The following is a 25,464-nucleotide window of genomic DNA, read 5'->3' as shown; positions in this document are numbered from 1 at the left end:
GTGCGTCCTTGAGGGGGCAATGCCACGACCATAGCGCCTGACGGGCGCGGCGGCCAGGTGTGACGGAGGCCGACGCGAATCGCACCGGTCGCCCGCCACGGCCGAAGATTGCAGGCCGGCGGCCGTTGCGCCGCCGGCCTCTCGGCACGGCCTCAGCGCGCTGGGGTGACGCGCCAGATGGTGTTGGACAGGTCGTCGGCGACGATCAGCGCACCGCGCGGATCGACCGTCACGCCGACCGGCCGGCCGCGCGTCTTGCCATCTTCGCTGCGAAAGCCCGTGACGAAATCGACCGGCTCCCCGCTGGGGCGGCCATTCTCGAAGCGCACGAACACTACCTTGTAGCCCACCGGGTTCTCGCGGTTCCAGCTGCCGTGCTCGCCGATGAATACGCCGTCGGCGAAGCGCTCGCCCATCGCCGGCTCGGAGAAATCCAGGCCGAGTGCGGCGACATGCGAGCCCAGGGCATAGTCCGGCTTGATCGCCGAGGCCACTAGGTCGGGCTTCTGCGGTCGGACGCGGTCATCGACGTTCTGGCCCCAGTAGCTGTAGGGCCAGCCGTAGAAACCGCCATCCTGGACTGACGTCAGGTAGTCCGGCACCAGGTCCGGGCCCAGTTCGTCACGCTCGTTGGCCACCGCCCAAAGCTGGTCGCTGCCCGGCTGGATCGCAAGCGCGGTGGGGTTGCGCACGCCGGTGGCGTAGGGTCGGTGCGCACCGGTCTCGGCGTCGATCTGCCAGATCATCGCACGATCGACTTCGGCTTCCATGCCGCGTTCGGTGATGTTGCTGTTGGAACCGATGCCTACATAGAGAAAGCGTCCGTCGGGGCTGACGGTCAGTGCCTTGGTCCAGTGGTGATTGATCTCGGAAGGCAGGTCGGTGACCTTCACCGGCGGGCCGCTGGCCTCGGTCTGGCCCTCCCGGTAATCGAAGCGCACCAGGGCATCCTGATTGGCGACGTACAGGGCGCCGTCGTGGAACGCCAGGCCGTAGGGCGCATTGAGGTCCTTGGCGAACACCTGGTTCAGCTCGTAGCGCCCATCGCCGTCGGCGTCGCGCAGCAGGGTCAGACGGTTGCCGCTCTTCACCGAGGTGGTGCCCTTGGCCTTGATGTAGCCGGCGATCACATCCTTGGGCTTGAGCTTTGGCGCATTGCCGCCACGGCCTTCGGCCACCAGGATGTCACCGTTGGGCAGCACGAGCGTCTGCCGCGGGATCTGCAGGTCGGTGGCAATCGCGCTGATCCGATAGCCTTCGGGGACCGTCGGTTTGTCGCCGTCCCAGCCGGCGGGGTCGGCGATCGTCATGCTCGGTAGCAGGCCGCGCTGGGGCTCGGGCAGCTTCGGGTCGGCGCCGTGCGCCTGGGTGGCGGTCTGGCTGCCATCGCCACAGGCGCTCAGCAGCAGGGCGGTGGTCAGGGCGGAAAGGGTCAGCGTCGTTTTCATGCGGCACCTCCCGCGCGCGCCTGGCCTAGGCCGACCCAGGTCGCCGCGCAGGCCAGCAGGGTGACGATCACCGACAGCACCAGCCCCAGGGGCATGGTGGCCCAGGCATCCTTGGCATGCTCGAGGGAATTGACGAAGCCGAGCAGCCAGGTGGCCAGCAACAGCGCCAGGTAGAGCAGCGCGCGTCCCTTCTCATGCGCGGCACGCACCAGGCCCGCCAGCGCGAACAGCAGGGCCAGGCCGCAGAACACCAGGCCGCCGGCAATCAGCCAGGACGAGAAGTTGCTCCACTGGATCTGGTAGCTGCGAAAGTAGGCGATGTCGCTCAGCAGCGCGCCGAGAAACAGCGGAACGGTGCCGGCCAGCAAGATCGCGTGCAGCGGGTTTGGTGTGCTTCGGTAGACGTGCGGGGTGGTTGCAGTCACGTGGGGCTCCTCGTCGCTGGGCGGCCATGGCCGGCTGCCTTTTTGGAAGCTTGGCCCGCCAGGCACGCGCTGAATGTGCATAACGGGGGATCGTGATGCCGGGGGATAGTTCACCGCGAACGGCCCTTGCCGTGGTCGCCGCGGCGCACGGGAGGGGCTGTGTGAAGTGGCGTTGCCGCGCGCGAAGGCGGCTGCCGTGGCGCCGCGGGCGAGGCTGGAAACGCGACCGCCCGGCAGGTGCCGGGCGGTCGGTATGGCGCGTGTGGCTCAGGCCTTCTTGACGAACTCGGACTTGAGCTTCATGGCGCCGATGCCGTCGATCTTGCAGTCGATGTCGTGGTCGCCATCCACCAGGCGGATGTTCTTCACCTTGGTGCCGACCTTGACCACCAGCGACGAGCCCTTGACCTTGAGGTCCTTGATCACGGTGACGGTATCGCCGTCCTGCAGCGTGTTGCCGACCGAGTCGCGGACCTGCTTCTCGCCCTCGGCGCTACCACCGGCGGCCTCACCAGGCGTCCACTCGTGGGCGCATTCGGGGCAGACCAACAGGGCGCCGTCCTCGTAGGTGTAGGGGCTGTTGCAGTTCGGGCAGGGCGGCAGGGTGCTCACGGGCGATACCTTCGATGGGGCTAAAAGGCGCGCATTGTATAGGGTTTTGCCCGCCGCCGGGCGACTCAGGCCGGTGTCGACTCCGCTTCGCCTTCGGCACGCAGGGCCTGGTAACGCTGTTCCAGTTCGCGGCGGATCTCGCGGCGCTGGTAGGCCTGGGCGAAGCGACGCTTCTGCTCGGGGGTCACCGGATTGAGCGGCGGGACCGAGACCGGCTTGCCGTCCTCGCCGAGCGCGACCATGGTGAAGAAGCAGCTGTTGGTATGGCGTACCGTCTTGCGCCGGATGTCCTCGGTGATGACCTTGATGCCGATCTCCATCGACGTGGTGCCGGTGTAGTTGACCGAGGCGAGAAAGGTCACCAGTTCGCCGACATGCACCGGCTGGCGGAAGATCACCTGATCGACCGACAAGGTCACGACGTACTGGCCGGCGTAGCGGCTGGCGCAGGCATAGGCGACTTCATCGAGGTACTTGAGCAGCGTGCCGCCGTGGACGTTTCCGGAGAAGTTCGCCTTGTCCGGGGTCATCAGTACGGTCATGGTCAGTTCGGCATGTCCATCGAGCGGCATGTTGTCGGGGCTCCTGGGGTGGTTCAGAGGGGCGCTACTTTAGTCGAATATTCACCGTCTGTATCGCCTTTTCTGGCTGTTTCGCTCATTGGCTGCCGCGTTCGTCAATGCGACAGAGGCGCGCAGGGGCGTTCGGGTGGCTGAGGTGAACGAGGTCACAGTTTCGAGGCGCCCAGTGCGGTGATGGGCATTTCGTTGACCTGCGCCGGTATCCGGCCGGGTGCGGCCTTCTATAGTCGCGCGCCGGTACAGCCTCAGCTCAGGAAGGACCCATGCGGATTTTCGCCATTGCATTGCTCAGCTGCCTGACGGCCTTCGCCCATGCCGATGAAGGCCTCGCCAAGCGTTTCGCCCAGGTCATGGGCGACGAGGCGAGCCGCCAGCAGGCCTATGCGGCCGGCCAGGAGCGGGCCGTGTTCTGCACCTACTGTCACGGCGAGACCGGCAACAGCAAGCGCCCGCACATTCCCAATCTGGCCAGCCAGAACCCGCTGTACCTGTTCAACGCCTTCGAGAAGTTCGCCAGCGGCCAGCGCATCGACTACGTCATGTCGAAGCTGGCGAAGAATCTCACCCAGGACGACCGGGTGAACATCGCCGTCTACTTCAGCCAGCAGCAGGTCAACCCGGTGGCGGTGCCGGTGAGCGAAGGGTTGCGCAGTCGCGGCGAGACGCTGTTCCACAACACCTGCACCGGCTGCCACGGCCAGCATGCCGAAGGCATGGAGAATACCCCGCGCCTGGCCGGCCAGCCGGACGTGTACCTGCGCAAGGCGCTGAACCGCTTCCGCACCAACGACCCCAGCCGGGCGGGGTCGGTGATGATCGGTGTCGCGGCAAAACTCTCCGAAGAGGATGTCGATGCCGTTGCCGCCTACCTGTCGCGGTTGTCGCTCGACGCTGCCGACGAAAAGGCGCGCATCGCCCGGATCATGAGCGCGGCCGCTCAGTAACGCTCGGTCCGCGCCGGTGTGCGGCGCATCAGCACCTCACCATTGCGCACCGAGAGCAGGGCATGGCCCTGGGTGCGCAGCATCTCGTAATCGTCCGGCGCCGACAGCACCAGCAGGTTCGCCGGGCGCCCCACCTCCAGCCCGTAGCGCTCGCCCAGGTTCAGGGGGCGTGCGCTGTTGTCGGTGATCAGGTCCAGGCAGCGCTCGAGGTCCTCGTAGCCGAGCATGTGGCAGATGTGCAACCCCGCCTCGAGGATGCGCAGGATGTTGCCGTTGCCCAGTGGGTACCAGGGATCGACGATGGAATCCTGGCCGAAGCAGACGTTCATCCCGGCGCGGTCGAGCTCGGCCACGCGGGTCAGGCCACGGCGCTTGGGATAGGTGTCGAAGCGGCCCTGCAGGTGGATGCTCTCGGTCGGGCAGGAGACGAAGTTGATGCCACTCAGCTTCAGCAGGCGGAACAGCTTGGAGCAGTAGGCGTTGTCGTAGGAGCCCATTGCCGTGGTGTGGCTGGCGGTGACGCGCTCGCCCATCTCGCGTACCCGCGCCTGTTCGGCGAGCACTTCGAGAAAGCGCGACTGCGGGTCGTCGGTTTCGTCGCAGTGCACGTCCACCAGGCAGCCCGTGCGTTCGGCCAGGTCCATGAGGAAATGGATCGAGCTGACGCCCTGGTCGCGGGTGTTCTCGAAGTGCGGAATGCCCCCGACCACATCGGCGCCCATGGCGATCGCCTCGGTCATCAGCTCGCGGCCGCCCTTGAACGACTCGATGCCCTCCTGCGGAAAGGCGACGATCTGCAGGTCGATCAGGTGACGGGTTTCCTCGCGCACCTCGAGCATGGATTTGAGCGCCGACAGCGTCGGGTCGGTGACGTCGACATGCGTGCGCACATGCTGGATGCCGTGGTCGACCAGCATGTCGATGGTTTTCTTCGCGCGCGCCTTGGTGTCTTCGTGGGTCACCAGCGCCTTGCGCTCGCCCCAGCGTTCGATGCCTTCGAACAGCGTGCCGCTCATGTTCCAGGCCGGCTCGCCGGCGGTGAGGGTGGCGTCGAGGTGGATGTGCGGTTCGATGAAGGGCGGCACCACCAGGTTGCTGGCGGCGTCGATATCGCCCTCGCTGGTTTCGGCCGGCGCCTGCTGCGCAGTGATGGCGGCGATGCGCGCGCCGGCCAGTTCCAAGCGGTACAGGCCTTCGCGGCCGCGCAGGCGGGCGTTGACGATGTTCATCGAGCTTCCTCCAGGCGATTCGGGGCGGGGCGTCGGCGCGTGACGCCGACCCCTCGCCGCAGCATACAACCCCGGGCGGCATTCGGCAGGTGCCCGCCGGCGGCGCTCAGTAGCTCTTGTAGGGCAGGAACTTGCCCGAGAGCACCACGTGCACCCGGTCGCCCCGGGGGTCGTGCTCGCGCTGGATATCCATGGAGAAGTCGATGGCGCTCATGATGCCGTCGCCAAATTCCTCGTGGATCAGTTCCTTGATGGTGCTGCCGTAGACGTTGACCAGTTCGTACCAGCGGTAGATCAGCGGGTCGCTGGGCACGGCGCTGGGCAGTGACCCCTTATGGGGCACGATCTGCAGCCAGGCGACCGCTTCATCGGGCAGTTCGAAGAGCCGGCCGAGGGCTTCGGCCTGGGTCTTGTCGAAGGCCATCTGGCCCAGGCAGCCGGCAGTCGTCCACTCCTTCGACTTGCCGATGGCTTCGGCGGCATGCGCCCATTTCAGGCCCTGGCGGACCTTGCTGGCGACGATCATGGCGGTGACCTGGTCGCGGCTGGTGATCATGGCAATACCTCTCTGGCTGGGATGCTCGGGGCCGCTGAATGCGGCGCTCGCCGCCGGAGGTTGCAGGGCGCGTGCCAGTCAGTCGTATTCGGCCGGCGCGTGCTCGCCGAGCAGGCGCCGCTGGCGCGGCGTGGCGGCGGCCAGTACCGCCGGGTTGAAGCTGAAGTGGAGATAGGGCGAGAACTTCTGCGCGACCATCCGCCGGCCGTAATGCACCTGCAACAGGTAGCGACTGCGGTCGGCGGTCCGGTTGCGGCTGCCGGCGTGCCAGAGGTCGCTGCGAAAGAACAGCACGTCGCCGGCGCGGCACAGCACCGGCTCGGCCTCGCGGCCGTGCCACTGCGTTTCGCCCGGGCGCGGCTTGCGCCCGGCGCGGTGGCTGCCGGGAATCACCAGGGTCGGGCAGAGGTCGGCGTCGATGTCGTCGAGGTAGAGGTGCGCGGTGCAGACCTGCATCGGCAGCTCGAACGCCGGGTCGGCCAGCAGGCGTTCCGGCAGCTCCAGGGCCAGGTAGTCGGCATGCAGCTCGCCGCCGACGAATCCCGGGCGGCTGCGCCAGGCCGTCTGGCCGATGACGTGGCAGTCGCTGCCGAGCGCCGCCTCGGCCAGCTCGATCACCTCCGGCAGGTCGAGAAAGGTCAGCCAGAACGGCTCGCGGTTGAACACGCACTTGTAGTGGTCGTCGACCAGGCCCTGGTAGTCCAGGCCGACCGGCGTCAACCGGTCGATGGCCACGTGCAGCTCGCTGATCTGCGCCGGGGCAAGTACAGCGGGCAGCAGAACGAAGCCCTGATGGTGCAGGGCGGCGAGGCGTTCGCGGGTCTGGCTGTCCATCGGCAAGGTCCTGCGGTGGCTGGCTACCCGTTCAGCCTAGACCGGTTGCGCTGGCCGCTCAGGCATGGCCGAGATACCAGCGCCAGTCCTGTTCACCGACTTCACCCATGAACTGCGCGTACTCGGCCTGCTTGATCGCCAGGTAGACCCGGTGGAATTCCTCGCCGAGCGCCTCGCGTGTCCAGGCAGAGTGCTCGAGATCGCCCAGTGCCTGGCGCCAGTCGCAGCCGAGCCGTTCGCCCGTCTGCGCGTAACCGTTGCCGGTGACCGGCGCACCGGGCTCGAGGCCGAGCGTGAGGCCCCGCAGCATGCCGTGCAATACCAGCGCGGCAGCCAGATAGGGGTTGGCATCGGCGCCGCAGATGCGGTGTTCGATATGCCGGCTGGCCGCCGGCCCACCGGGCACGCGCAGCGACACGGTACGGTTGTTGATGCCCCAGTTGCGCGCCAGCGGGGCATAACTGTTGGCCTGGAAGCGCCGGTAGGAATTGGCGTTCGGGCAGAACAGCGCCAGGCCGTCGGCCAGGGTGTCGAGCAGCCCGGCGACGGACTGGCGCAGCAGCGTCGCCGCGCCGTCGCCGTCGCCGCGCTCGAGCGCCTCGACCTCGCAGGCGAACAGGTTGCGGCCCTCTGCGTCGGCCAGGCTGGCGTGCAGGTGCAGGCCGCTGCCGGCCAGCTCGGCGAAGGGCTTGGCCATGAAGCAGGCCTGCAGCCCGTGGCTGAGCGCGACGCCGCGCACCAGGCGCTTGTAGCGTACGGCCTCGTCCATCGCCTGTAGGGCATCGTGGCGATGCTGCAGGGTGATCTCCAGCTGCCCCGGTGCGTACTCGGAAATCGCCGTGCGCACCGGCAGGCCCCCGGCTTCGCAGGCGCGGTAGAGGTCGTCGAGAAAGGCGTCGAGGCGTTCGAGTTCGAGCACTCCGTAGACCTGCGGTGCCTGCGGCCGCTCGCCGTTGGCAAAGGCCGCCGGCTGAGGATGGCCTGCGGCGTCGCGCTTGGCATCGAGCAGGTAGAACTCCAGTTCGGCGGCCATCACCGGGTGGTAGCCGGCGGCCTGCAGCCGCTCGATGGCGCGCGCCAGCACGTGGCGCGGGTCGGCCAGCGACGCCGGCAGGCCGCGCGCCGGGTGCATCGAAACCTGCACCTGGGCGGTGGCCGGCCGGCGCCAGGTCTGCAGCTGCAGGCTGCCGGGCAGCGGGAAGGCCCAGCAGTCGGCGTCGGCGACGTCCCACACCAGGCCGGTGGCGTCGACATCCTCGCCGCGGATGGTCAGGCCGAGGATGCTGCTCGGCAGCGGGCGGCCGTCGGTATAGATCGCGCGCAGCTCGTCGCGGTGCAGGAGCTTGCCGCGCGGCACGCCGCAGGGGTCGATGATGAACAGTTCGATGCGTTGCACGTCCGGGTGGGCGGCGAGGAAGGCATCGGCTTCCGCGAGATCGGCGAAGCGCATGGCTGAATCCTTAGGGCTACGGGGCGGTACCGTCGCTGGAAGGATGGCTTTCCAGCGACGCAGGCGGAGCGTGAGCAGGCTTTCAGCGCCCGGGTGCGATGCCCGAAGGATAGAGCGCCATGCTCAGACCTCCCGCGCACCCGGCAGTGCGAGCAGTTCGCCGAGCCCGGTGTCGAGGGTGGCGAGCAGCTGGTCGACGTCCTCGGGACGGGTGTCCGGGCAGCACAGCGTCATGTTGTGGAACGGCGTGATGAGGATGCCGCGGTTGATCAGGTACAGGTGCAGGGCCATCTGCAGGCTGTCGTGGAAGGCCGCTTCGGCCTCGGCGCCATTCTTCGGCGCGCTGGGGCAGAACTGGAATTCGCAGCGCGCGCCCAGCTCGCTGACCGACCAGGCCAGGCCATGCCGCGCGATCACCTCGCGCAGCCCCGCGGCCAGCCGGGCGGCAAGCGGCAGCATGTGCGCGTAGGCTTCGGCGGTCATCACCTGTTCGAGGTTGGCGCGCATGCAGTGCATCGCCAGGGCGTTGGCCGAGAGCGTGGTGCCCATGCCGCTGTGGCCATGGCCGTGGCTCATCTCGCTGGCATGCTGGCGGGCGATCTGCATGGCCTGCGCCATCGCCGCGCTGCAGCCGTAGACCGATGCCGGCACGCCGCCGGCCACGGGTTTGCCGAGGGTGAGGAAGTCCGGCTCGAGATGCCAGGCGCGGGTGCAGCCGCCGGGGCCGGTGGAAATGGTGTGGGTCTCGTCGATGATCAGCAGGGTACCGTGGCGACGGGTCAGCGCGCGCACCTGCTCGAGGTAGCCGGGCTCGGGCAGCACCATGCCGATATTGGTCATCGCCGGCTCCATCAGCAGCGCGGCGACGTCGCCCGGCGCCAGCGCGGCCTCGAGCGCGGCGAGATCGTTGAACGGCACCGCGCGGCAGGTCTTGGCCAGGTTGCGCGCCTGGCCGATCAGCCCGGCGCGGTGCACGGTCAGGCCTTCGCGGTAGCGCACCAGGGTGTCGTCGACGGTGCCGTGGTAGCAGCCGTCGATCACCAGCAGCATCTTGCGCCCGGTGATGGCGCGCGCCCAGCGGATGACGAAGCGGTTGGCATCGGTGGCGGTGGTCGCCACCTGCCAGTAGGGCAGGCCGAAGCGCTCGGCCAGGCGCTCGCCGCAGACCACCGCATCCTCGCCCGGCAGCATGGTGGTCAGCCCGCGCCCGGCCTGCTCGGCCAGGGCGGCGGCGATCGGCGCCGGCGAGTGGCCGAACATGCTGCCGGTATCGCCGAGGCAGAAGTCCACGTACTCGTGCCCGTCGACATCGCGAAAGCGCGCGCCCTGGGCGCTCTCGACGAACAGCGGCACCGGCGTCGACCAGTCGCTCATCCAGTGCATCGGCACGCCGGCGAACAGCGAGTGCCGGGCGCGCTCGGCCAGCGCCGCCGAGCGCGGGTTGGCAGCCAGGAAGCGCTCACGCTCGCGCCGGGTGAAAAGGGAGACCGCCTGTTCGCCGATGCCGCTGGAGCTCATGATTGAACGCCTCGTAAAATTTTTCGCACATCTTTGAGGCGCCGAGGCGGCAAAGTCAATCGCTGTTTGCTCGCCCGCGGCATGCGGCTTTGCGCCTGCATCGGCCGGCCCGGTCAGCCCCCTGCGCCGACGATCTTCAGCCCGCTCTGCCCGTTGCCCTGGCGCTGTACCTGGATCTGCACCGGAATGCGTTCGTGCATCTCGGCGACGTGGCTGATCACCGCCACCTTGCGGCCCTGGGCTTGCAGCGAATCCAGCGCGTCCATGGCGATCTGCAGCGACTCGGGGTCGAGGCTGCCGAAGCCCTCGTCGATGAACAGCGATTCGATCCTGAGCTTGCTCGAGGCCATCGAGGCCAGGCCCAGTGCCAGGGCCAGCGAGACGAGAAAGGTCTCGCCGCCGGACAGCGAATGCACCGAGCGCAGCTCGTCGCCCATCTCGGTATCCATCACCAAGAGGCCCAGCGGGCTGCCGCCGCGCTTGAGCCGATAACGGCGGGCCAGCTGGCGCAGCTGCACGTTGGCGTGCTGCACCAGCAGGTCGAGGTTGTAGGCCTGGGCGATCTTGCGGAAGGCGCCGCCGTCGCTCGAGCCGATCAGCGCGGCGATACGCCCCCAGCGCTGCATTTCGGCGCGCGCCTTGTCGATCTGCGCCAGCAGCGCCTGGCTCTGGCGGCGGCGCTTGTCGTCGTCGAGCAGCTGAGCACGGGTTTCCGCGCAGCGCTGCTCGGCCTGTTCGCAGCGCTGCAGCTGTTCGGCATGTGCCTGTTGCAACTGCTCGGCTTCCGGCACCTCGGCCTGTTGCTGCTGGTGGCTGGCCAGGCGGGCGAGACAGCCGTCGAGTCGCTCGCGACAGCGGGTCAGGGTTTCGGCGTTCTGCTGCAGGCGCTGGCGCGCCTCGGTCAGCAGTGCCTCGTCCATCTGCAGCAACTGGGCGAGGGTGGTGTCGTCCAGCGCCGGATGGGCGCTGCGCCAGGAGGCGAGTTCGACCTGCAGCGCCTCGCGCTCCTGCTGCAGCTCGGCGTGGCGCTGCCGGCAGCTCTGCTGTTCGCTCTGCAAGCGGGTCAGGCCGAGCCTGCCGTCGTTGAGTTGGCGGTCGATTTCGACCTGGGCCTGGCGCGCGGTCTGGATGGCCTGGTCCAGTTGCAGCTGCCAGGTACTGGCGCTGGGCTGCTCGCCGAGGCTGGTCTGCAGCGCCTGCCGGCAGGCCAGCAGCAGCTTCTCGCGTTCGGCCAGGCGTGCCTGGCAGCTCGCCTGTTTCTCCTGGCGATGGCGCTGCTGCAGCTGTTCGTCGCTTTGGCGCTGCTCGCACTGGCGCAGCTCCTCGGCCAGCTCGGCTTGCGCCTGCAGTTGCTGCAGGCGCGTGGCGATGTCGGCGTCCAGCTGCATAAAGGTCTGCGCCGGGTCTTCGCGCCAGCGCTGCAGACGCTCGGCCGGCAGCAGCTCGGCGAAGGCCGTCAGCTCTGCGTCGAGCTGCTGGCCGTCGCGGGCGAGGGCATCGCGCTGGCGCTCGAGCTGCTGGGTCGCTGCGACGCAGGCCTCGCGCGCGGCCTGCCAGGCCTGCTGCAGGGCTTCGCTGCGCTGCTGCAACCCGAGCAGTTGTTGTTGCTGCCGGCTGGCATCGGCGATCTGCTGGTTCAGGGTCGCCACGCGGGCTTCCAGCCAGTCCGCGCGCTTTTCTTCGGGTTGGCGAAGCAGTTCGGCATGCGCTGGCAGGGCGTGCAGACGCGGCGCCAACGTCTGTAGCTGCGCCTCGACTTCGCTCTGACGCTGCTGGCTCTGGCGCAACTGGGTGCTGAGCGCGACGTGGCGGTCGCGCAGTTCCTGCAGGCGCTGGTCCTGGGCCTGCAGCGCTTCGCGGGCGCGTTCGGCCTCGCGGTCGTCCTGCTGATCGAGGCCGGCGAGCATGGCATCGGCCGCATGCCAGGGATGTTCCTGGCTGCCACAGACCGGGCAGGGCTCGCCCGGCACCAGCGCGGCGCGTAGCGCCTCGACATTCGCACTGCGCGCCAGGCGCTGGCGTTCGAGCAAGGCGAGGGTGACGTTCAGCGCCTGCTCGGCGGCGTCGCGCTCGGCGCGAACCTGCTTGCCCAGCGGCACCAGGCCATCCAGCTCCGCCTGCTGGCCGGTGGTGGCGTCGGCCAGTTCGCGTCGGCTGGTTTCGAGCTCGCGTTGCTGCGACCAAAGCTCGCGCAGGGTCGCGGTTTCGCGCTCGGCCTGGCGCCATTGGTCCAGCTGCCCGTGCAGTTGGGCGAGCTGTTCGGCCAGGCCGACTTCGCTGCCGCGCTCACGTTGCAGAGCGTCCAGCGCCTCGCGGGCCAGGCTTTGCTGGTTTTCGGCGGCCTTGGCCCGCGCTTCCAGTGCCGGGAGTTCGCCCTGACCTTGCTGCAGTCGTGCCGCCAGCTGCACGGCCTGTTGCAGGCGCGGGCGATAGCCGTCCCAGGCGCTGCACAGCGGTTGCAGCGCGGCGCTCTTGTCCAGTTGCTGGCTCAGCGCGGCAAGTTCCGCCGCGGCGCGCTGCTGGCGCTCGGTGAGCTGCGTGAGCGTCGCTGCGCCCGCAGTCACCTCGGCATTGGCCTGGGTGCTGTCCTCGCGGATAGTGGCCAGGTCGGCGTTCAGATGCTGCAGGCGTTCCTCTTCACGGCGCGCCTGGGCCAGCCGCGGTTCGGCGTCCTGGCGCGCCTGTTCGGCCGAACGCAGTTGCTCGCTGGCGGCGCTGCATTGGCTCTGCAGCTCGGCCAGGCGCTGCTGCACGGCCTGTTCCTCATGCTGCAGGCGCGCCAGGCTGTCGGCCGCCTTGTCCAGCAGCGGGCCGAGATCCTGCAGGCGCAAGAAACGATGGCGTTGCGGCGCCAGTTGCTCGAACAGGTCGAGGATGCGCCGGGCCTCGGCGAGGTTTTCGCGCTCGTCTTCGGCATCCTGCAGTTGCTGGCATGCCGCTTCGCGCTCGTTTTCCAGGCGCTGCAGTTCGCTGAGCCATTGCCGCTGCGCTTCCAGCGCCTTGAGCTGCTGCTGCAGCGCTTTCAGCGCGTCGAGCTGAGCCTGATGTTCGCGCTCCAGTTCGTCACGCTGCTCGGGCTCCAGTGGCTGCAGGCCGCCGGCCTGCTGCTCCAAGCGGGCGAGGCCTTCCTTCGCCTCTTTGGCGGCCTCGAAGGCGGCCTGGCCCAGGCGGCTGTAGAGGCCGGTATCGGTGAGCTTTTCCAGGAGGGTGCCGCGCTCGTTGTCATCGGCCTTGAGAAAGGCGGAAAACTCGCTCTGCGCCAGCAGCACGGCGCGGGTGAACTGGGCCAGGGTCAGTCCCAGGCGCGCTTCGAGCAGTTCCTTGAACTCGCGTTTCTTGCCGCTGGCCAGCAGCGTGCCGCTGTCGAGATCCGTAAGGCTTTGGCTGCTGGCCTGCAGGCGGCCGTCGATCTTCTCGCGGGCGCGCTTGACCTCCCAGCGCGCGCGGTAGCGGTGGCCGTCGACACCGACGAAATCCACCTCGGCGTAGCCGCTGCCGCAGCCGCGGCGCAGCAGGTTGCGCTCATCGCCACCGCCGATTTCGGCCTCCACATCGGGGACCTTGTTCAGCGGTGACACGCCGTCCAGCCGCGGCGTGCTGCCGAACAGCGCCAGGCACAGGGCGTCGAGAATGGTGCTCTTGCCCGCGCCGGTGGGCCCGGTGATGGCGAACAGCCCGGCGCTGGCCAGCGGTTCGGCGGTGAAGTCGATGACCTGCTCCCCGGCCAGCGATGCCAGGTTCTTCAGGCGGATGGCGAGGATTTTCATCGGTCATCCTCCGCATGGGCGAACTCGACGCGTTGCAGCAAGGTGGCGAAATCGTCCAGCGCCTGTTCGTCCGCCGGGTTGCCGTACTGTTCTTCCCAGGCGCGGGCGAACAGCTCCTGCGGGGTGATCTGGTCGAGGCCGAGCAGCACGTCCGATTCCGTCTCGCCACGCTTGCCGGCGTATTCGCTGGCGATGCGCACCAGCCGGCAGGCCTTGCCGGTTATCGCGGTTTCGATGCGCTGGCGCAGGTCCGGCAGCGGTTCGTCGAGCAGTACGCGTACCTCGAGCCAGGGCAGGTGTTCGTCGAACAGGCCGGTGGGCGGCAGCGCCTCCAGCGCGGCGATCACCTCGGCCAGCGGGGCGCGGCCGATGCGGATCATCTCCACCGCACGCGGCACCGCCAGGCTGTCGACCTGTTTCAGGGCCTCGCCATCGAGCTCGACGAGCAGCACCTGATGCGGGTAATTGACCTCGGCGAAGGACAGCGGCAGTGGCGAGCCGCTGTAGCGGACGCGCACCTGCCCGGCGACCTGCTGCGGTTTGTGCAGATGGCCGAGGGCGACGTAGGCGACCGATTCGGGAAACAGGCTGGCCGGCAGGGCCTCGGCATTGCCGATGACGATATTGCGCTCGGACTCCTCCGACACCGCGCCGCCGGCCATGTGCGCATGGCTCATGGCAACCAGCGCCTGGCCGGGCTGGCGCACGGCCTCGGCGGCGGCGATGAGGCGTTCATGCACCTGACGAATGCCGGCCATGTAGTCGTCGCCCAGTTCCAAGCCAGTGACCTCGGCCGGGCGCAGGAAGGGTAGGGTGAGGCACCAGGCGGCAGTATTGCCATTGACGTCGTGCAGCGGCACCAGCAGCCGCTGATGGTCGAGCTGGCCCTCGGCGACCCAGCTGATGCGGCCGACGGCATGGGCATTGAGGCGCTTCATCAGCGGCGCCGGCAGCTCGATGCGCCCGCCCGAGTCGTGGTTGCCGGCGATCATCACGATGTCCAGCTGCGGGAGTTTTTCGTGGGCGCGGACGATGAAGTCGTAGAGGCGCTCCTGGGCCTTGAGTGGCGGGTTGACCGTGTCGAACACGTCGCCGGCGATCAGCAGGGCGTCGGCGCGGTGGGCGACCAGCTGGTCGAGCAGCCAGGCGAGGAACTGCGCATGCTCGTGGTCGCGGTCCTGGCCGTGGAGGGTCTGGCCGAGGTGCCAGTCGGAGGTGTGGATCAGGCGCATGGGCTTTGGGCTCTTGTTGAGCGAAGGTGGGCGCGCCGTGACGTTGGGACGGGACGCAATTTGTTTGGAGATTTTGGTGGGGCGGAGCGCAATGCCCGGTGTCTGGGTGTGGCGCTTTCCGTAGGGTGGAAAACCGCGCAGCGTTTTCCACCTTGTTGGACGCCTATGCCCGCGAACGGCGCAGCGATTTCCTCGGCCGGAGCTACAGGTTGCGCCTGGAACGGCGCGTCACTTTCTCTTGTCTGCGGAACGCCGCCCGTGCCAAGCAAAAGTAACCAAAGAGAAGGCGCCCCCTGCATCCGGGTCTGGCTGCTACACGGCCAGACTTCCCTCACTCCGGCATTGCTCCGGGGGCACGTCACGAAGGGGCATCCCTGCCCCTTCGTTCCTCGCTCGGCGTCCATGCCTCGCGTCCCCCTGCACAACGCCTGCGTTCGGCCTCCTGAAGGGGAAGGAAGTCCGAGTTGCCTGAAGGATCGAAAGCCAGCTTCGCTCTGCTTTTCCATGCACACCCCAACAGGCGATATCACCCTTCCCCTTGCAGACGGCCGAGTGGAGCCAGCGCGCAGGGGGACGAGCGGCATGGATACCGCGAGAGGACTAGGCGTCCCCGCGATAAAGGGCCAAGGATGGCCCTTGTACGCCGGCCCCCGGAGTGCTGGCGGAAGGAGGGGAGTCCGGGGGCGAAGCTCCCGGACCCGGATGAAGGGGCGCGCTTTCTTTTGCTTACTTTTCTTTGCGCCGGGCGGCGATCCGCGTGCAAAGAAAAGTGAGGCGCCGTGAGAGGCGCGACCTGTAGCCCGAGCCGAGGAAAGCCCCACGTCAGCCACAAGCGTGCGCGCCACCCCCGGTGGAAAACGCTCTGCGGTTTTCCACCCTACGGCCTCTTCCGCGACTGGAAAAAGTGAGGCGCCGTACAAGGCGCACTCTGTGGCCGCTGCCGAGCCAAGCCAATCCCTCACGAGTACAACCACCCCTTCAACGCCTGCAGATTCCCCACCTGCAGCTGCTGCGCCGCCGCATTGGCCTGCACGGTGTTCGGGTCAATGCCGAAGCGTTGCAGCACGTACTGCACCAGGGCGCCGCGCGTCTCGACGGGCAGTTGGCCGTCGGCCATGCCGAAATCCACCTCGATGATCGCCTTCTGCGCCGGGCTCAGTCGCGCATCCGGCTCGATCAGCACGGTCACTGGCGTGTTCCACGCCTCGTCCTGTTCGCGGGTGTGCTCGCTCACATCCATCAGGTCCGGCTCGCCGCGGAAGCGGCTGAGCACGAAGTCGCGGTACTCGCGGTTCTTCTCGCAGTAGGCGCGCACGTGCCAGCGCATGCCGGTATAGACCAGGGTGTGCGGCGCCATCACACGGATTTCCACCGCCGGGTTGGCCAGCGAGACGTACTCGGTCTCCAGGCGCAACCCTTCGCGGCAGGCCTGCAGGATCGGCCGCAGCACTTCCGGGCGGATGCTGCGGTCCGGCACCTGCAGCACCTCGGTATGCGCGTAGGCCAGCGCCAGGCCTTCGATGTGTGGGGCACGCATGCGGTTCTGGTCGAGCAGGTGCAGGTAGGCGCTGGCGCTGCCATCGATGAACAGCGGGCGGAAGTTCTTGGCCGGCTTGTAGCCCTTCAGATGGCGGTCATATGTCAGGTTTTTCGACGCATGTTCGTTGAGGTAGGTGTTGATGTCCTTCGACGCCTGCTGGCGGCTGATGCCGAAGCTCTGCATCAGATGCCCCGTGGTCAGGCGGCCTTCCCACCAGGCGACGGTCTCGATCAGACGATAGCGGAGGGCGAGATCCCAGCGGATGTGGCTGATCGACTGTTTCCGTTTCATGCGCAACCTGCTCCAAAAGCTTACATGCCTCTGTCGGCATGCTCGACGTGTCGCGCGAAGCTACATATATTCCAGGTGCCTTTCAAGTCAACGAGAGCGAAGGAGGAGGCACCATGTTGCTGCAGGCTCTGGTGGTTTCGGTGCTGGCGCTGGTCGCCATGCTGTTGCTGGCCTGGTTCGCCTATGTCGAGCGCGAGCGCTAGCCAGCCGGATGCCGACCGGATGTGACAGGTTGAAGAATTCGCTGCATTTCCCGATGAACGGTCTGAATCTCCGAGCGTGGGGCATGGTCTTTGAGTCAGGCTAACCCGCACCGAGATGCTCCATGAAGACGTTGTCCCGGCATTTGGCTGAAAACTTCTCCTCGCAGTACAAGACGCGTGTCGAACCCCAACCCGACGGCTATCTGGTGGTCCACGTCGGCTATCCGATCAACGGAGCCGAGGCCACGCGGGTGATGACCGGTCGCCAGGTTCAGAACACCCTGCTAGTCGAAACCATCCTCGAAGACATTCGCAACGAGCTGGCTCGCGCCCACTGAGTCAGCCGGCCGGGCGCAGATGACGCCCCGGCGGCGGTAGCACGACGCGCACCCGCAGCCCTCCGAGCGGGCCCTGCGCCAGTTCCCAGTCGCCCTGCCAGGCGGCGACGATGTCACCGACGATGCTCAGCCCCAGCCCGTGCCCCTGGGCGTTTTCGTCCAGGCGGCCGCCGCGCGCCAGCGCCTGCTCGCGCCGATCGGCGGGGATGCCCGGTCCGTCGTCGTCCACGTCCAGCACGTAGCCGCGCTCGTCGCGCGCGATGCTCAGCCGCACCTGGCCGGCGGCCCATTTGCACGCGTTGTCCAGGAGGTTGCCGAGCAGTTCGAGCATGTCCTCGCGGTCCCACGGCAGGCGGCAGCCCGGCGGTGCCTGCCAGCGCAGGTCAAGCCCCGGGCGGTGGATCGCCGCAAGCGTGTCGAACAGCGCCGGCAGCTCGGCATCGCAATCGAAGTGCCCGCCGGGCAGCACCTCGCCGGCCAGGCGCGCGCGGCCGAGCTCGCGGCTGACACGCTGCTGGATCTGTCCCAGCTGCTCGGCCAGCGCCGCACGCAGCTCGGGGTGGGCCGCCAGTTCCTCGCGCTGTAGCAGGCTGGTCAGCACGGCCAGCGGCGTCTTCAACGCATGACCGAGGTTGCCCAGGGCATTGCGCGAGCGCTTGAGGGTTTCATCGGTGTGCTGCAGCAGGTGGTTGATCTGTTCGACCAGCGGCTGCAGCTCCAGCGGCACGTCGCCTTCGAGCTGCTGGCGCTGGCCCTGCTGTAGCTGGGCGATCTGCTGGCGGGCGCGCTCCAGCGGGCGCAGCGCCAGGCTCACCGCATAGCGCTGCAGCAGCACGAACACCAGCAGCGCCACGCCGACCAGGCCCAGGCCGCCCAGGCGCACCCGCGCGAAGCTGTCGAGAATCGGGCTGTAGTCCTGGGCGACGCTGATCACGATCGGCTGGCCCTCGCGTCGGTAATGCGCGGTATAGGCGAGCAGCCGCTGGCCCTGCGGGCCGGCGAGCAGCTCCGGCGCCAGGCCCGTTGCGTCCGGCCAGTCGGGGCTGGCGTCCCAGAGCGAGCGCGAACGCCAGGTGCGGCCCGGCAGTTCGATGCGAAAGTAGTGGCCGGAAAAGGCCCGCTGGTAACGCGGATTGAGCCGCTGGGTGTCGAGCTTCATGCCGTCGCTGCCGCGCACCACGGCCAGCAGCAGGCCTTCGGTTTCCTCGCGCAGGTCGGTCTCCAGGCTGCGTTGCAGCCCGCTCTCGAACAGCCAGAGGCTGGTCTGCAGCAGCACCAGGCCGACGATCACCAGAACCGCCGCCAGGCCCAGGCTGAGGCTGCGCTGGATGGACCTCACGAGGCGCTGCCGAAGCAATAGCCCTGGCCGCGGCGGGTCTGGATCAGCTCGCGGCCGAGCTTGCCGCGCAGGCGATTGATGTGCACCTCGATGACGTTGGAGTCGCGCTCGGTTTCGCCGTCATACAGATGCTCGGCGAGCTGGGTCTTGGACAGGACCTGCCCCGGGTGCAGCATGAAATAGCGCAGCAGGCGGAACTCCCCGGCGGTCAGCTCGACATCCTCGCCGTTGCGCCGACAGCTCTGCCGGGCCTCGTCCAGCGCCAGCCCGCCGGCTTCGAGCAGCGGCTGGTTGGCCAGGCCGTGCGCGCGGCGCAGCAGGGCCTGCACGCGCAGCAGCAGCTCCTCCGGGTGAAAAGGCTTGGTCAGGTAATCGTCGGCACCGGCCTTGAGGCCCTCGATGCGCTCGGCCCACGAGCCGCGGGCGGTCAGGATCAGCACCGGCGCCGTCAGGCCGCGGGCGCGCCAGGCGCGCAGCACCTCCAGCCCCGGCTTGCCGGGCAGGCCGAGGTCGAGAATGATCAGGTCATAGGGTTCGCTGGTGCCCTGGTAGTCCGCATCGCGGCCATCGGCCAGCCAGTCGGTGGCGTAACCCTGGCGGTTGAGGCTGGCGACCAGCTCGTCGGCCAGCGGTACGTTGTCTTCGACGACCAGCAGGCGCATCAGTCCACCTCATCCTTGAGCACCTCGCCGGTGCGGGCATCGAGCTCCAGCTCGCGGGCGACGCCCTCACCGGTCAGCAGCTCGATCTCGTAAACGTAGCGTTCGTCCTCCTCCTCCAGTTCGGCCTCCAGCAGGTGAGCGCCGGGGTGGCGCTGCAGGGCCTGTTGCAGCAAGCGATCGAGCGGCAGGATCAGGCCCTCGCGGCGTAGCCGCAGGGCCTCGTCCTGGTCGAGATCGCGGCTTGCCGCCGGGGTGGCGGCAAGCAGCAGGGCCAGTGGAAGCGTCCAGAGCAGGGGAGAGGGCATCAGTCGTCCTGGTGATCCTTGAGTACTTCGCCGGTCTTGGCGTCGAGTTCCAGATCCCATTGCACACCTTTGTCGTCGCGCAGTTCAACCTGGTAGATGTAACGGCCGTACTCCTCCTCGAGCTCGGTCTCCTCGACCTTGGCGCCCGGGTGCTTGGCCAGCGCCGCCTCGTTGAGCTTCTCGAACGACTGGATGGTGCCGGCGTCACGCAGCTTCAGCGCCTCGTCGGGACCCAGGTCGCGGGCCATCGCCAGGTTGGCGCCGAAAACGAGAGCGGTCGCAGTCATCAGGGTAGTGAAGGTTTTCATCAGTGAATCTCCGTAATGGGTGGGTACGATTCAAAGGCTACCGGGCATCGCTTACATGAAGCTGAATGGCTGTGCGGCTCGACAAAACCGGCTGAGCTGCCAGCCTTGTCGAAAGCTGCGTGGTCCCCGGCAGCTCCCTCGCGCAGGAGACGATCCCATGAAGCGCCTGTTCCTCGCCGCATTCGCCGCGGCTGTGCTGATCTGCCCATTGCTTTCTCCGCTGCAGGCCCAGGACCTGCTCAAGCCGGCCGGCGAGGGCCAGCCGCCCGCGCTGCCCGAAGAGCCGGTCGAAGGCCTGCAATCGGCGCCGTTGATCATGGCCGAGGGGCGTATCGAGCGCATCGATCGCGACCGCGGCATCGTGACCATCGCGCATGACCCGGTAACCGCACTTGGCTGGCCTGCGGGTACGCATCGTTTCCATGTCATCCGCGAACAGCTCGACGGGCTGGGTGCCGGCGATGAGGTGCGCTTCTCGTTCCAGGGTAGCGGCGAGGCGGCGGCGATCGTGGCAATCGATCCCCGGCGATGAACCTTGTTACAGGCCCTGCCGGAACTCCCCGAGCGCCGGCCGGCTCAGTATCTCCGTAAGCCTTTCGTCATCACCCTGGAGGTTCACCATGATCAAAGCCCTGACCACCGTTGCCGCCATCGCCATGCTCGGTTCGGCGACCGCCTTTGCCGCCGACAAGCCGGGCCAAGGCTGGATCAGCCTGGAGCAGGCCGTGGAGAAGGCCAAGGCCGCCGGTTATACCGAGCTTTACGGGATCGAGGCCGACAATGACGGCTGGGAAGGCGAGGGGATGAAGGCCGACGGCAAGAAGTACGAGTTCACCATCGACGGCAAGACCGGCGAAGTCACCCGCGACAGGGAAGACTGACCCTCCCCGGCGCAGGGCAGCACGCCCTGCGCCACGCCTGCCAGCCAGGTATCATCGCCGGCCCGACCGCTTCCAGTTGCGCCGCCCATGCTTCCCCCCGATGCCCGCCCCAGTACCCTGCACCTGCCACCCGGCGACTGGCCTACGGTGCTCGACTGCCTGTGCCAGCGCTTTCCCGCCATCGACCGCCAGACCTGGCTCGAGCGCATGGCGCGCGGCCGCGTGCTGGATGCCGAAGGCCGGCCGATCGATGCCAGCCGGCCGTACCGGGCGGGGCTCAAGGTGCATTACTTCCGCGAGGTGCCAGACGAGACGCCCGTGCCGTTCGAGGAGCGCATCCTGCATGTCGACGAGCACCTGGTGGTCGCCGACAAGCCGCATTTCCTGGCGGTGATGCCCGCCGGCGAGTACGTCGAACAGACCCTGCTGGCACGCCTGTGCCGGCGCCTCGGCAATCCCGATCTGGTGCCCATTCACCGCATCGACCGGCTGACCGCCGGGCTGGTGCTGTTCTCGGCCAACCGTGAAAGCCGTGGCGCCTACCAGGCGCTGTTTCGCGAGCGTGCGGTGAGCAAGCGCTACGAGGCGATCTGCCCGGCGCTGCCAGGGCTGCCATTCCCGCGCGTGCAGCGGCTGTGCATGGTGCCTGGCGAGCCGTTCTTTCTGATGCGCGAAGGCGACGGCGAGCCCAATAGCGAGACGCGCATCGAAGTCCTCGAGCGCCGCGGCGAGCTGTGGCGTTACGCGCTGGAACCGGTGACCGGGCGCAAACATCAGCTGCGCCTGACCATGGCCAGCCTGGGTGCCGGCATCTGCAACGATCCCTTCTATCCGCAACTGGCCGAGCGCAGCGCGCGCGAGCGCGACGACTATGCGCGGCCGCTGAAGCTGCTGGCGCGCCGCCTGCAGTTTCGCGATCCGCTGAGCGGCGCCGAGCGACTCTTCGAGAGCGGCCTGACGCTCGACTGGTGAACCGCACCACGGCGGCGCGCGTCGGTCTGAATCGGTAGCGCCACAGCCGCGAGGCCGCCATGCCCGAAGGTCCGTCGATTGTCATCCTGCGCGAAGAACTGGCGCCGTTCGTCGGTCGCCGCATCGCGCGCGTCGAAGGCAGTGCCCGCATCGATCAGGCGCGCCTGTCAGGCCAGCGGCTGCGTGCGATACGCAGCTGGGGCAAGCACTTGCTGATCGAATTGGAGGATGTCTCGGTTCGCATTCATCTGCTGCTGTTCGGCAGTTACCGGATCGATGAGCGCAAGGATTCGAAGCCACGTCTGCGCCTGCGCTTTGCCGAGGGCGAGTTGAATTTCTACGCCTGTTCCGTGCAGTTGATCGAAGGGCCGCTGGAGGCGGCCTACGACTGGAGCCGCGATCTGATGAGCACCGCCTGGCGCCCGCGAGCCACGCTCAAGCGCCTGCGCGAGCGTCCGCGCCTGCTGGCCTGTGACGCGCTGCTCGACCAGACGCTGTTCGCCGGCTCCGGCAACATCATCAAGAACGAGGTGCTCTACCGCATCCGCGTGCACCCGCTGTCGCTGATCGGCGAACTGCCACCGGCGAAGCTGCGCGAGCTGGTACGTGAGGCGCGCCGCTACAGCTTCGAATTCCTCGACTGGAAGAAGGCCGGCGTGCTCAAGGCCAACTGGCTGGCGCATGGCAAGAGCACTTGCGTGCGCTGCCGAATCCCGTTGGTCAAGGCCAAGGCACTGGGCCGCGCCCGGCGCCGGGCATTCTTCTGCGAACGCTGCCAGAAGCGCTACGGTGATGCCACGCAGCTCAGCCCCGACGAGCCGAGCGCGGTGGATGAGGGGTAGGGTGGCGGCGGCGCAGCCTTTTCCACTCGGTTGGTTCGGCGCTGCCGGGTGCCTGGCTTAGGTGGAAAAGTGCTGCGCACGTTTTCCACCCTACGGCGGGCACGGCGTTGGGGCGCAGAGGTCGGGGCAGGCAGGGGCTCGTAGGGTGGACAACGGCAACGCCTTGGCCACGCGGTTGATCCGCCGCCACCGAGTTGGCTCGCCGGGTTTCGGTGGAAAAGCTGCGCGTTTTCCACCCTACGGTGGGCACGGCGTTGGGCCGCAGAGGGTCGGGGCAGGCAGGGGGCTCGTAGGGTGGACAACGGCAGCGCCTTGTCCACGCGGTTGATCCGCCGCCACCGAGTTGGCTCGCCGGGTTTCGGTGGAAAAGCTGCGCGTTTTCCACCCTACGGTGGGTTCGGCGTTGAGGTGCAGACGGTCGGCCTAGGCAGGGTGCTCGTAGGGTGGACAACGGCGCAGCCTTGTCCACGCGGTTGGTCCGCCGCCACCGAGCTGGTTCGCCGGGTTTCGGTGGAAAAGCTTCGCGTTTTCCACCCTGCGGCGGGCACGGCGTTGGAGCGCAGAGGGTCGGGGCAGGCAGGGTGCTCGTAGGGTGGACAACGGCGCAGCCTTGTCCACGCGGTTGGTCCGGCGCTACCGGGTGCCTGGCTTAAGTGGAAAAGTGCTGCGCACGTTTTCCACCCTACGGTTTCAATGCAGCAGCGGCCTGAGCGCCTCGGCCAGCTGCGGCGCCATCGCCACGGCGTTGCTCTCGTGGGCGATGCAGTCGGTGCTCCAGACGTGCTCGACGCCGGCCTCGCGGATGACCTGCAGCGCATCGCCGGCGAACAGCGCGTGGGTCACCGCGACGTCCACCGAGGCGGCGCCGGCGGCGAGCAGCTTCTGCGCGGCCTCGGCGAGCGTGCGCCCGGAGCTGGCGACGTCATCGAGCAGCACCACGCGGCGCCCGGCGAACGGCAATTCGGGCAGGGCGATCTCGACCTGATGGTCGCCGTGGCGCAGCTTGTTGCACACGCCATATTCGAAACCATGCTCGGCCGCAGCCGCCTCGATCCATTGCCTGGCTTCGGCATCCGGGCCGATCAGCAGCGCGTCGGGATGCCGCTCGGCGATCAGGCGCGCCAGCGCCGGCGCCGCGCAGAGGGTGACGGCATCGGCCAGCGGCACGGCCTCCTGCAGGGTCGCGACGCGGTGCAGGTGCGGGTCGACGGTGATCAGGCCGTCGAAATGGTCGGCCAGCAGCCGGCCGATCACCCGCTGGCTGACCACTTCCCCCGGGTTGAAGGCGATGTCCTGGCGCATGTAGGCCAGATAGGGCGTGACCAGGATCAGCCGCTTGGCGCCCAGGCGGCGCGCTTCGCCGGCCACCAGCAGCAGCTCGACGAGCTTTTCGTTGGGGTGGTCGAGGCCGCGGTAGAGCACCAGTTGCTCGGCCAGCGCCTGGCCCTCGGCGAGTGGCAGGCGCAGGCGCAGTTCGTCGTCAGGGAAGCGGTGGCGTTCGACCGCGGCGGCAGGCAGGCCGCAGGCCTCGGCCAGGCGCAGCGCGGCGGCGCGTTCGTCATCGAAATACAGCAGCAGGCTTTGCATCAGAACTCCACGAATACGGCCGGCACCTGATCGGCGCGGCCGAGGCTGACGCCATTGGCCCGCTCGGTGGCCTGGCGGGCAAAGGCGAGGTCGGCGGGAAAGTCCGCGTAGACGCGATAAAGACAGTCGCCCGTGTGCACCGGTTCGCCGAGCTTGCGCAGCAGGTCGACCCCGGCGCCCTGCACCTTGGGCGCGCCGGCCAGGTTGGCGATGCGCGCCAGCTGCAGATTGTCGATGCCGGTGACCACGCCGTCGCGTTCGGCGAGCACGTCGAAACTGAGCCTGGCCAGCGCCGGCTGGTTGTGGTCGAACGGCCGTGCGCCCTGGGCGGCGATGATCGATTGCATCTTCTTCAGTGCGCGGCCCGACTCGAGGATGTCACGGGCGATGGCGTAGCCGTCGCCGCCGCGCACGTCCGGGTCGAACTCGAGCATGCGCCCGGCCAGGCGCAGGGCCTTCTGCCGCAGGTCGTTCGGCGCGCGCGGGTCGTTCTGCAGCACGCGCATCACGTCGCGTGCCTCGAGCACCGGGCCGATGCCGTTGCCGATCGGCTGGCGGCCGTCGGTAATCACCACGTCGAGGGTCAGGCCCAGGCGCGCGGCGACGAATTCGAACAGCTTGCGCAGGCGCTGCGCTTCGGCCATCGAGCGGACCTTGGCGGTCGGGCCGATGGGAATGTCGAGCAGCAGATGGGTGGAGCCGGCGGCGACCTTCTTCGACAGGATCGAGGCGACCATCTGCCCGGGCGAGTCGATCGACAGCGGGCGTTCGACGGCGATCAGCACATCGTCGGCCGGCGACAGGTCGCTGGTCCCGCCCCAGGCCAGGCAGCCGCGTTCCTCGCGGACCATCTCGCAGAGGCGCTCGAACGGCAGTTCGACGTTGGCCAGCACTTCCATGGTGTCGGCGGTACCGGCCGGCGAGGTGATCGCCCGCGAGCTGGTCTTCGGGCAGAGCATGCCGTGCGCCGCGACGATCGGCACCACCAGCATCGAGGTGCGGTTGCCGGGGATGCCGCCGATGCAGTGCTTGTCCACCACCGGGTGCTCACGCCAGTCCAGCTGGCGGCCGACGCGGATCATCGCGTCGGTGAGGAAGTACACCTCCTCGCGGTCCAGCTCGCCCTGGTTGCAGGCGACCACGAAGGCGGTCAGCTCGATCTTCGAATAGCGGTGCTCGGCGACGTCGCGCACGATCGCCCGGAAGTCCTCGCGGCGCAGGCGCTCGCCGGCGATCTTGCGGTGTAGCGCCGGGATCGACAGGGCCGGCTCGGCCTGGGCGATCGAGGCGGGCACGCCAGCCTCGGCGCCGAGCTGGGCGAAGGCGTCCTCGGACAGGCCCAGCTCGTCGCAGCCGACGATCGCGGGGTCGTCCACCAGGTTGAGGCTGGCCAGGATGCGCTTGCCGTTGACCCGCACCTCGACCTTGGCCAGCGCCTGGAAGCCTTCGGCACGGCAGGCGGCGCAGTCGCGGTGCAGGTAGGCGACGTTCTCGCGGTAGGTGTCGATGGCGACCCGGCGCAGCGCCAGGTGCACGGGCTGCAGGCTGGCGCTCGGGGTCTGGTTGGAAAGGCTGGTCATGGCGCGGGTCCGTTGCTGTC

General features: G+C 68.3%; 24 protein-coding genes. 6 read left to right on the top strand and 18 right to left on the bottom strand.

The features are described from left to right. Window positions 1–152: 152 nt before the first annotated feature. The 4 genes from CL52_RS16995 to CL52_RS16980 all read right to left on the bottom strand — a co-directional run bounded on the left by CL52_RS16995 (window position 153) and on the right by CL52_RS16980 (window position 3,057). Complete coding sequence (locus CL52_RS16995; protein ID WP_043221992.1) at window positions 153–1,448, bottom strand: PQQ-dependent sugar dehydrogenase; 1,296 nt, start codon at window positions 1,446–1,448, stop codon at window positions 153–155. Further along, on the bottom strand, window positions 1,445–1,873 hold the full coding sequence (locus CL52_RS16990) for a DUF2231 domain-containing protein (protein ID WP_043221991.1): 429 nt from the start codon (window positions 1,871–1,873) through the stop codon (window positions 1,445–1,447). Before CL52_RS16990 ends, CL52_RS16995 begins: the two co-directional genes overlap by 4 nt. A gap of 267 nt (window positions 1,874–2,140) precedes the next feature. After that, window positions 2,141–2,485, bottom strand: coding sequence for a zinc ribbon domain-containing protein YjdM (locus CL52_RS16985; protein WP_041107813.1), 345 nt, complete (start codon window positions 2,483–2,485; stop codon window positions 2,141–2,143). 65 nt (window positions 2,486–2,550) lie between these two features. Beyond that, entirely contained in the window at window positions 2,551–3,057 is a 507-nt protein-coding gene (locus CL52_RS16980; RefSeq protein WP_043221990.1) for an acyl-CoA thioesterase, read from the bottom strand. 272 nt (window positions 3,058–3,329) lie between these two features. Here CL52_RS16980 and CL52_RS16975 point away from each other — a divergent pair, with 272 nt between their 5' ends. Next, window positions 3,330–4,010, top strand: coding sequence for a c-type cytochrome (locus CL52_RS16975; RefSeq protein ID WP_043221989.1), 681 nt, complete (start codon window positions 3,330–3,332; stop codon window positions 4,008–4,010). Here CL52_RS16975 and codA read toward each other — a convergent pair. From codA to CL52_RS16935, 8 genes are all read right to left on the bottom strand, one after another. Continuing rightward, window positions 4,004–5,239, bottom strand: coding sequence for a cytosine deaminase (gene codA / locus CL52_RS16970; RefSeq protein ID WP_043221988.1), 1,236 nt, complete (start codon window positions 5,237–5,239; stop codon window positions 4,004–4,006). The two genes, CL52_RS16975 and codA, sit on opposite strands and share 7 nt — an antisense overlap. Before the next feature lie 106 nt (window positions 5,240–5,345). After that, a complete protein-coding gene (gene cynS, locus CL52_RS16965; protein WP_043221987.1) occupies window positions 5,346–5,795 on the bottom strand; it encodes a cyanase in 450 nt (149 codons plus the stop codon). A 78-nt stretch (window positions 5,796–5,873) separates the two neighbouring features. Beyond that, entirely contained in the window at window positions 5,874–6,629 is a 756-nt protein-coding gene (locus CL52_RS16960) for a phytanoyl-CoA dioxygenase family protein (protein ID WP_043221984.1), read from the bottom strand. A gap of 58 nt (window positions 6,630–6,687) precedes the next feature. Further along, window positions 6,688–8,079 carry a glutamine synthetase family protein gene (locus CL52_RS16955; RefSeq protein WP_041107801.1) on the bottom strand — a complete coding sequence of 464 codons (1,392 nt, stop codon included), beginning with the start codon at window positions 8,077–8,079 and terminating at the stop codon, window positions 6,688–6,690. Window positions 8,080–8,202: 123 nt separating this feature from the next. Next, window positions 8,203–9,597 carry an aspartate aminotransferase family protein gene (locus CL52_RS16950; RefSeq protein WP_043221982.1) on the bottom strand — a complete coding sequence of 465 codons (1,395 nt, stop codon included), beginning with the start codon at window positions 9,595–9,597 and terminating at the stop codon, window positions 8,203–8,205. 113 nt (window positions 9,598–9,710) lie between these two features. Further along, window positions 9,711–13,364 (bottom strand): AAA family ATPase, encoded by a 3,654-nt coding sequence (locus CL52_RS16945; protein ID WP_043221980.1) that lies wholly within the window; start codon window positions 13,362–13,364, stop codon window positions 9,711–9,713. Further along, window positions 13,361–14,596 (bottom strand): exonuclease SbcCD subunit D C-terminal domain-containing protein, encoded by a 1,236-nt coding sequence (locus CL52_RS16940; RefSeq protein WP_043221978.1) that lies wholly within the window; start codon window positions 14,594–14,596, stop codon window positions 13,361–13,363. The genes CL52_RS16945 and CL52_RS16940 overlap by 4 nt, the downstream gene beginning before the upstream one ends. 958 nt (window positions 14,597–15,554) lie before the next feature. Next, window positions 15,555–16,427 carry a helix-turn-helix transcriptional regulator gene (locus CL52_RS16935; protein ID WP_043221975.1) on the bottom strand — a complete coding sequence of 291 codons (873 nt, stop codon included), beginning with the start codon at window positions 16,425–16,427 and terminating at the stop codon, window positions 15,555–15,557. A gap of 325 nt (window positions 16,428–16,752) precedes the next feature. Here CL52_RS16935 and CL52_RS16930 point away from each other — a divergent pair, with 325 nt between their 5' ends. Beyond that, window positions 16,753–16,968 carry a DUF3509 domain-containing protein gene (locus CL52_RS16930; RefSeq protein ID WP_041107791.1) on the top strand — a complete coding sequence of 72 codons (216 nt, stop codon included), beginning with the start codon at window positions 16,753–16,755 and terminating at the stop codon, window positions 16,966–16,968. A 1-nt stretch (window position 16,969) separates the two neighbouring features. Here the strand turns inward: CL52_RS16930 and CL52_RS16925 are convergent, their stop codons facing one another. The 4 genes from CL52_RS16925 to CL52_RS16910 are packed head-to-tail and all read right to left on the bottom strand — an operon-like array spanning window position 16,970 to window position 19,582. After that, a complete protein-coding gene (locus tag CL52_RS16925) occupies window positions 16,970–18,307 on the bottom strand; it encodes a sensor histidine kinase (RefSeq protein WP_041107790.1) in 1,338 nt (445 codons plus the stop codon). Beyond that, the gene (locus CL52_RS16920) at window positions 18,304–18,969 is read right to left on the bottom strand and encodes a response regulator transcription factor (protein WP_041107788.1); all 666 of its coding nucleotides are present in this window, start codon (window positions 18,967–18,969) and stop codon (window positions 18,304–18,306) included. Before CL52_RS16920 ends, CL52_RS16925 begins: the two co-directional genes overlap by 4 nt. Then, complete coding sequence (locus CL52_RS16915; RefSeq protein WP_041107787.1) at window positions 18,969–19,274, bottom strand: PepSY domain-containing protein; 306 nt, start codon at window positions 19,272–19,274, stop codon at window positions 18,969–18,971. Before CL52_RS16915 ends, CL52_RS16920 begins: the two co-directional genes overlap by 1 nt. After that, window positions 19,274–19,582, bottom strand: coding sequence for a PepSY domain-containing protein (locus CL52_RS16910; protein ID WP_041107785.1), 309 nt, complete (start codon window positions 19,580–19,582; stop codon window positions 19,274–19,276). Before CL52_RS16910 ends, CL52_RS16915 begins: the two co-directional genes overlap by 1 nt. A 157-nt stretch (window positions 19,583–19,739) precedes the next feature. On the opposite strand from CL52_RS16910, the gene CL52_RS21165 reads away from it, so the two are divergent. From CL52_RS21165 to CL52_RS16890, 4 genes are all read left to right on the top strand, one after another. Next, entirely contained in the window at window positions 19,740–20,114 is a 375-nt protein-coding gene (locus tag CL52_RS21165; RefSeq protein WP_052264591.1) for a copper-binding protein, read from the top strand. Between the two features lie 88 nt (window positions 20,115–20,202). Then, entirely contained in the window at window positions 20,203–20,463 is a 261-nt protein-coding gene (locus CL52_RS16900; RefSeq protein ID WP_041107783.1) for a PepSY domain-containing protein, read from the top strand. Window positions 20,464–20,550: 87 nt separating this feature from the next. Then, entirely contained in the window at window positions 20,551–21,435 is an 885-nt protein-coding gene (locus CL52_RS16895; RefSeq protein WP_080773384.1) for an RluA family pseudouridine synthase, read from the top strand. A gap of 59 nt (window positions 21,436–21,494) precedes the next feature. After that, window positions 21,495–22,277 carry a DNA-formamidopyrimidine glycosylase family protein gene (locus tag CL52_RS16890; protein WP_043221972.1) on the top strand — a complete coding sequence of 261 codons (783 nt, stop codon included), beginning with the start codon at window positions 21,495–21,497 and terminating at the stop codon, window positions 22,275–22,277. Between the two features lie 690 nt (window positions 22,278–22,967). Here the strand turns inward: CL52_RS16890 and CL52_RS16885 are convergent. Together CL52_RS16885 and CL52_RS16880 are read right to left on the bottom strand one after the other, a co-directional pair. Next, window positions 22,968–23,864 carry a ribose-phosphate pyrophosphokinase gene (locus CL52_RS16885; protein WP_043221970.1) on the bottom strand — a complete coding sequence of 299 codons (897 nt, stop codon included), beginning with the start codon at window positions 23,862–23,864 and terminating at the stop codon, window positions 22,968–22,970. Continuing rightward, a complete protein-coding gene (locus tag CL52_RS16880; protein ID WP_043221969.1) occupies window positions 23,864–25,444 on the bottom strand; it encodes a thymidine phosphorylase family protein in 1,581 nt (526 codons plus the stop codon). Before CL52_RS16880 ends, CL52_RS16885 begins: the two co-directional genes overlap by 1 nt. Window positions 25,445–25,464: the final 20 nt, after the last annotated feature.

The organism is Stutzerimonas balearica DSM 6083 (genome assembly GCF_000818015.1).
Lineage (GTDB): Bacteria > Pseudomonadota > Gammaproteobacteria > Pseudomonadales > Pseudomonadaceae > Stutzerimonas > Stutzerimonas balearica.
The sequence above is the reverse complement of the archived record's forward strand: the minus strand, read 5'-3'. Positions and strand labels throughout refer to the sequence as shown.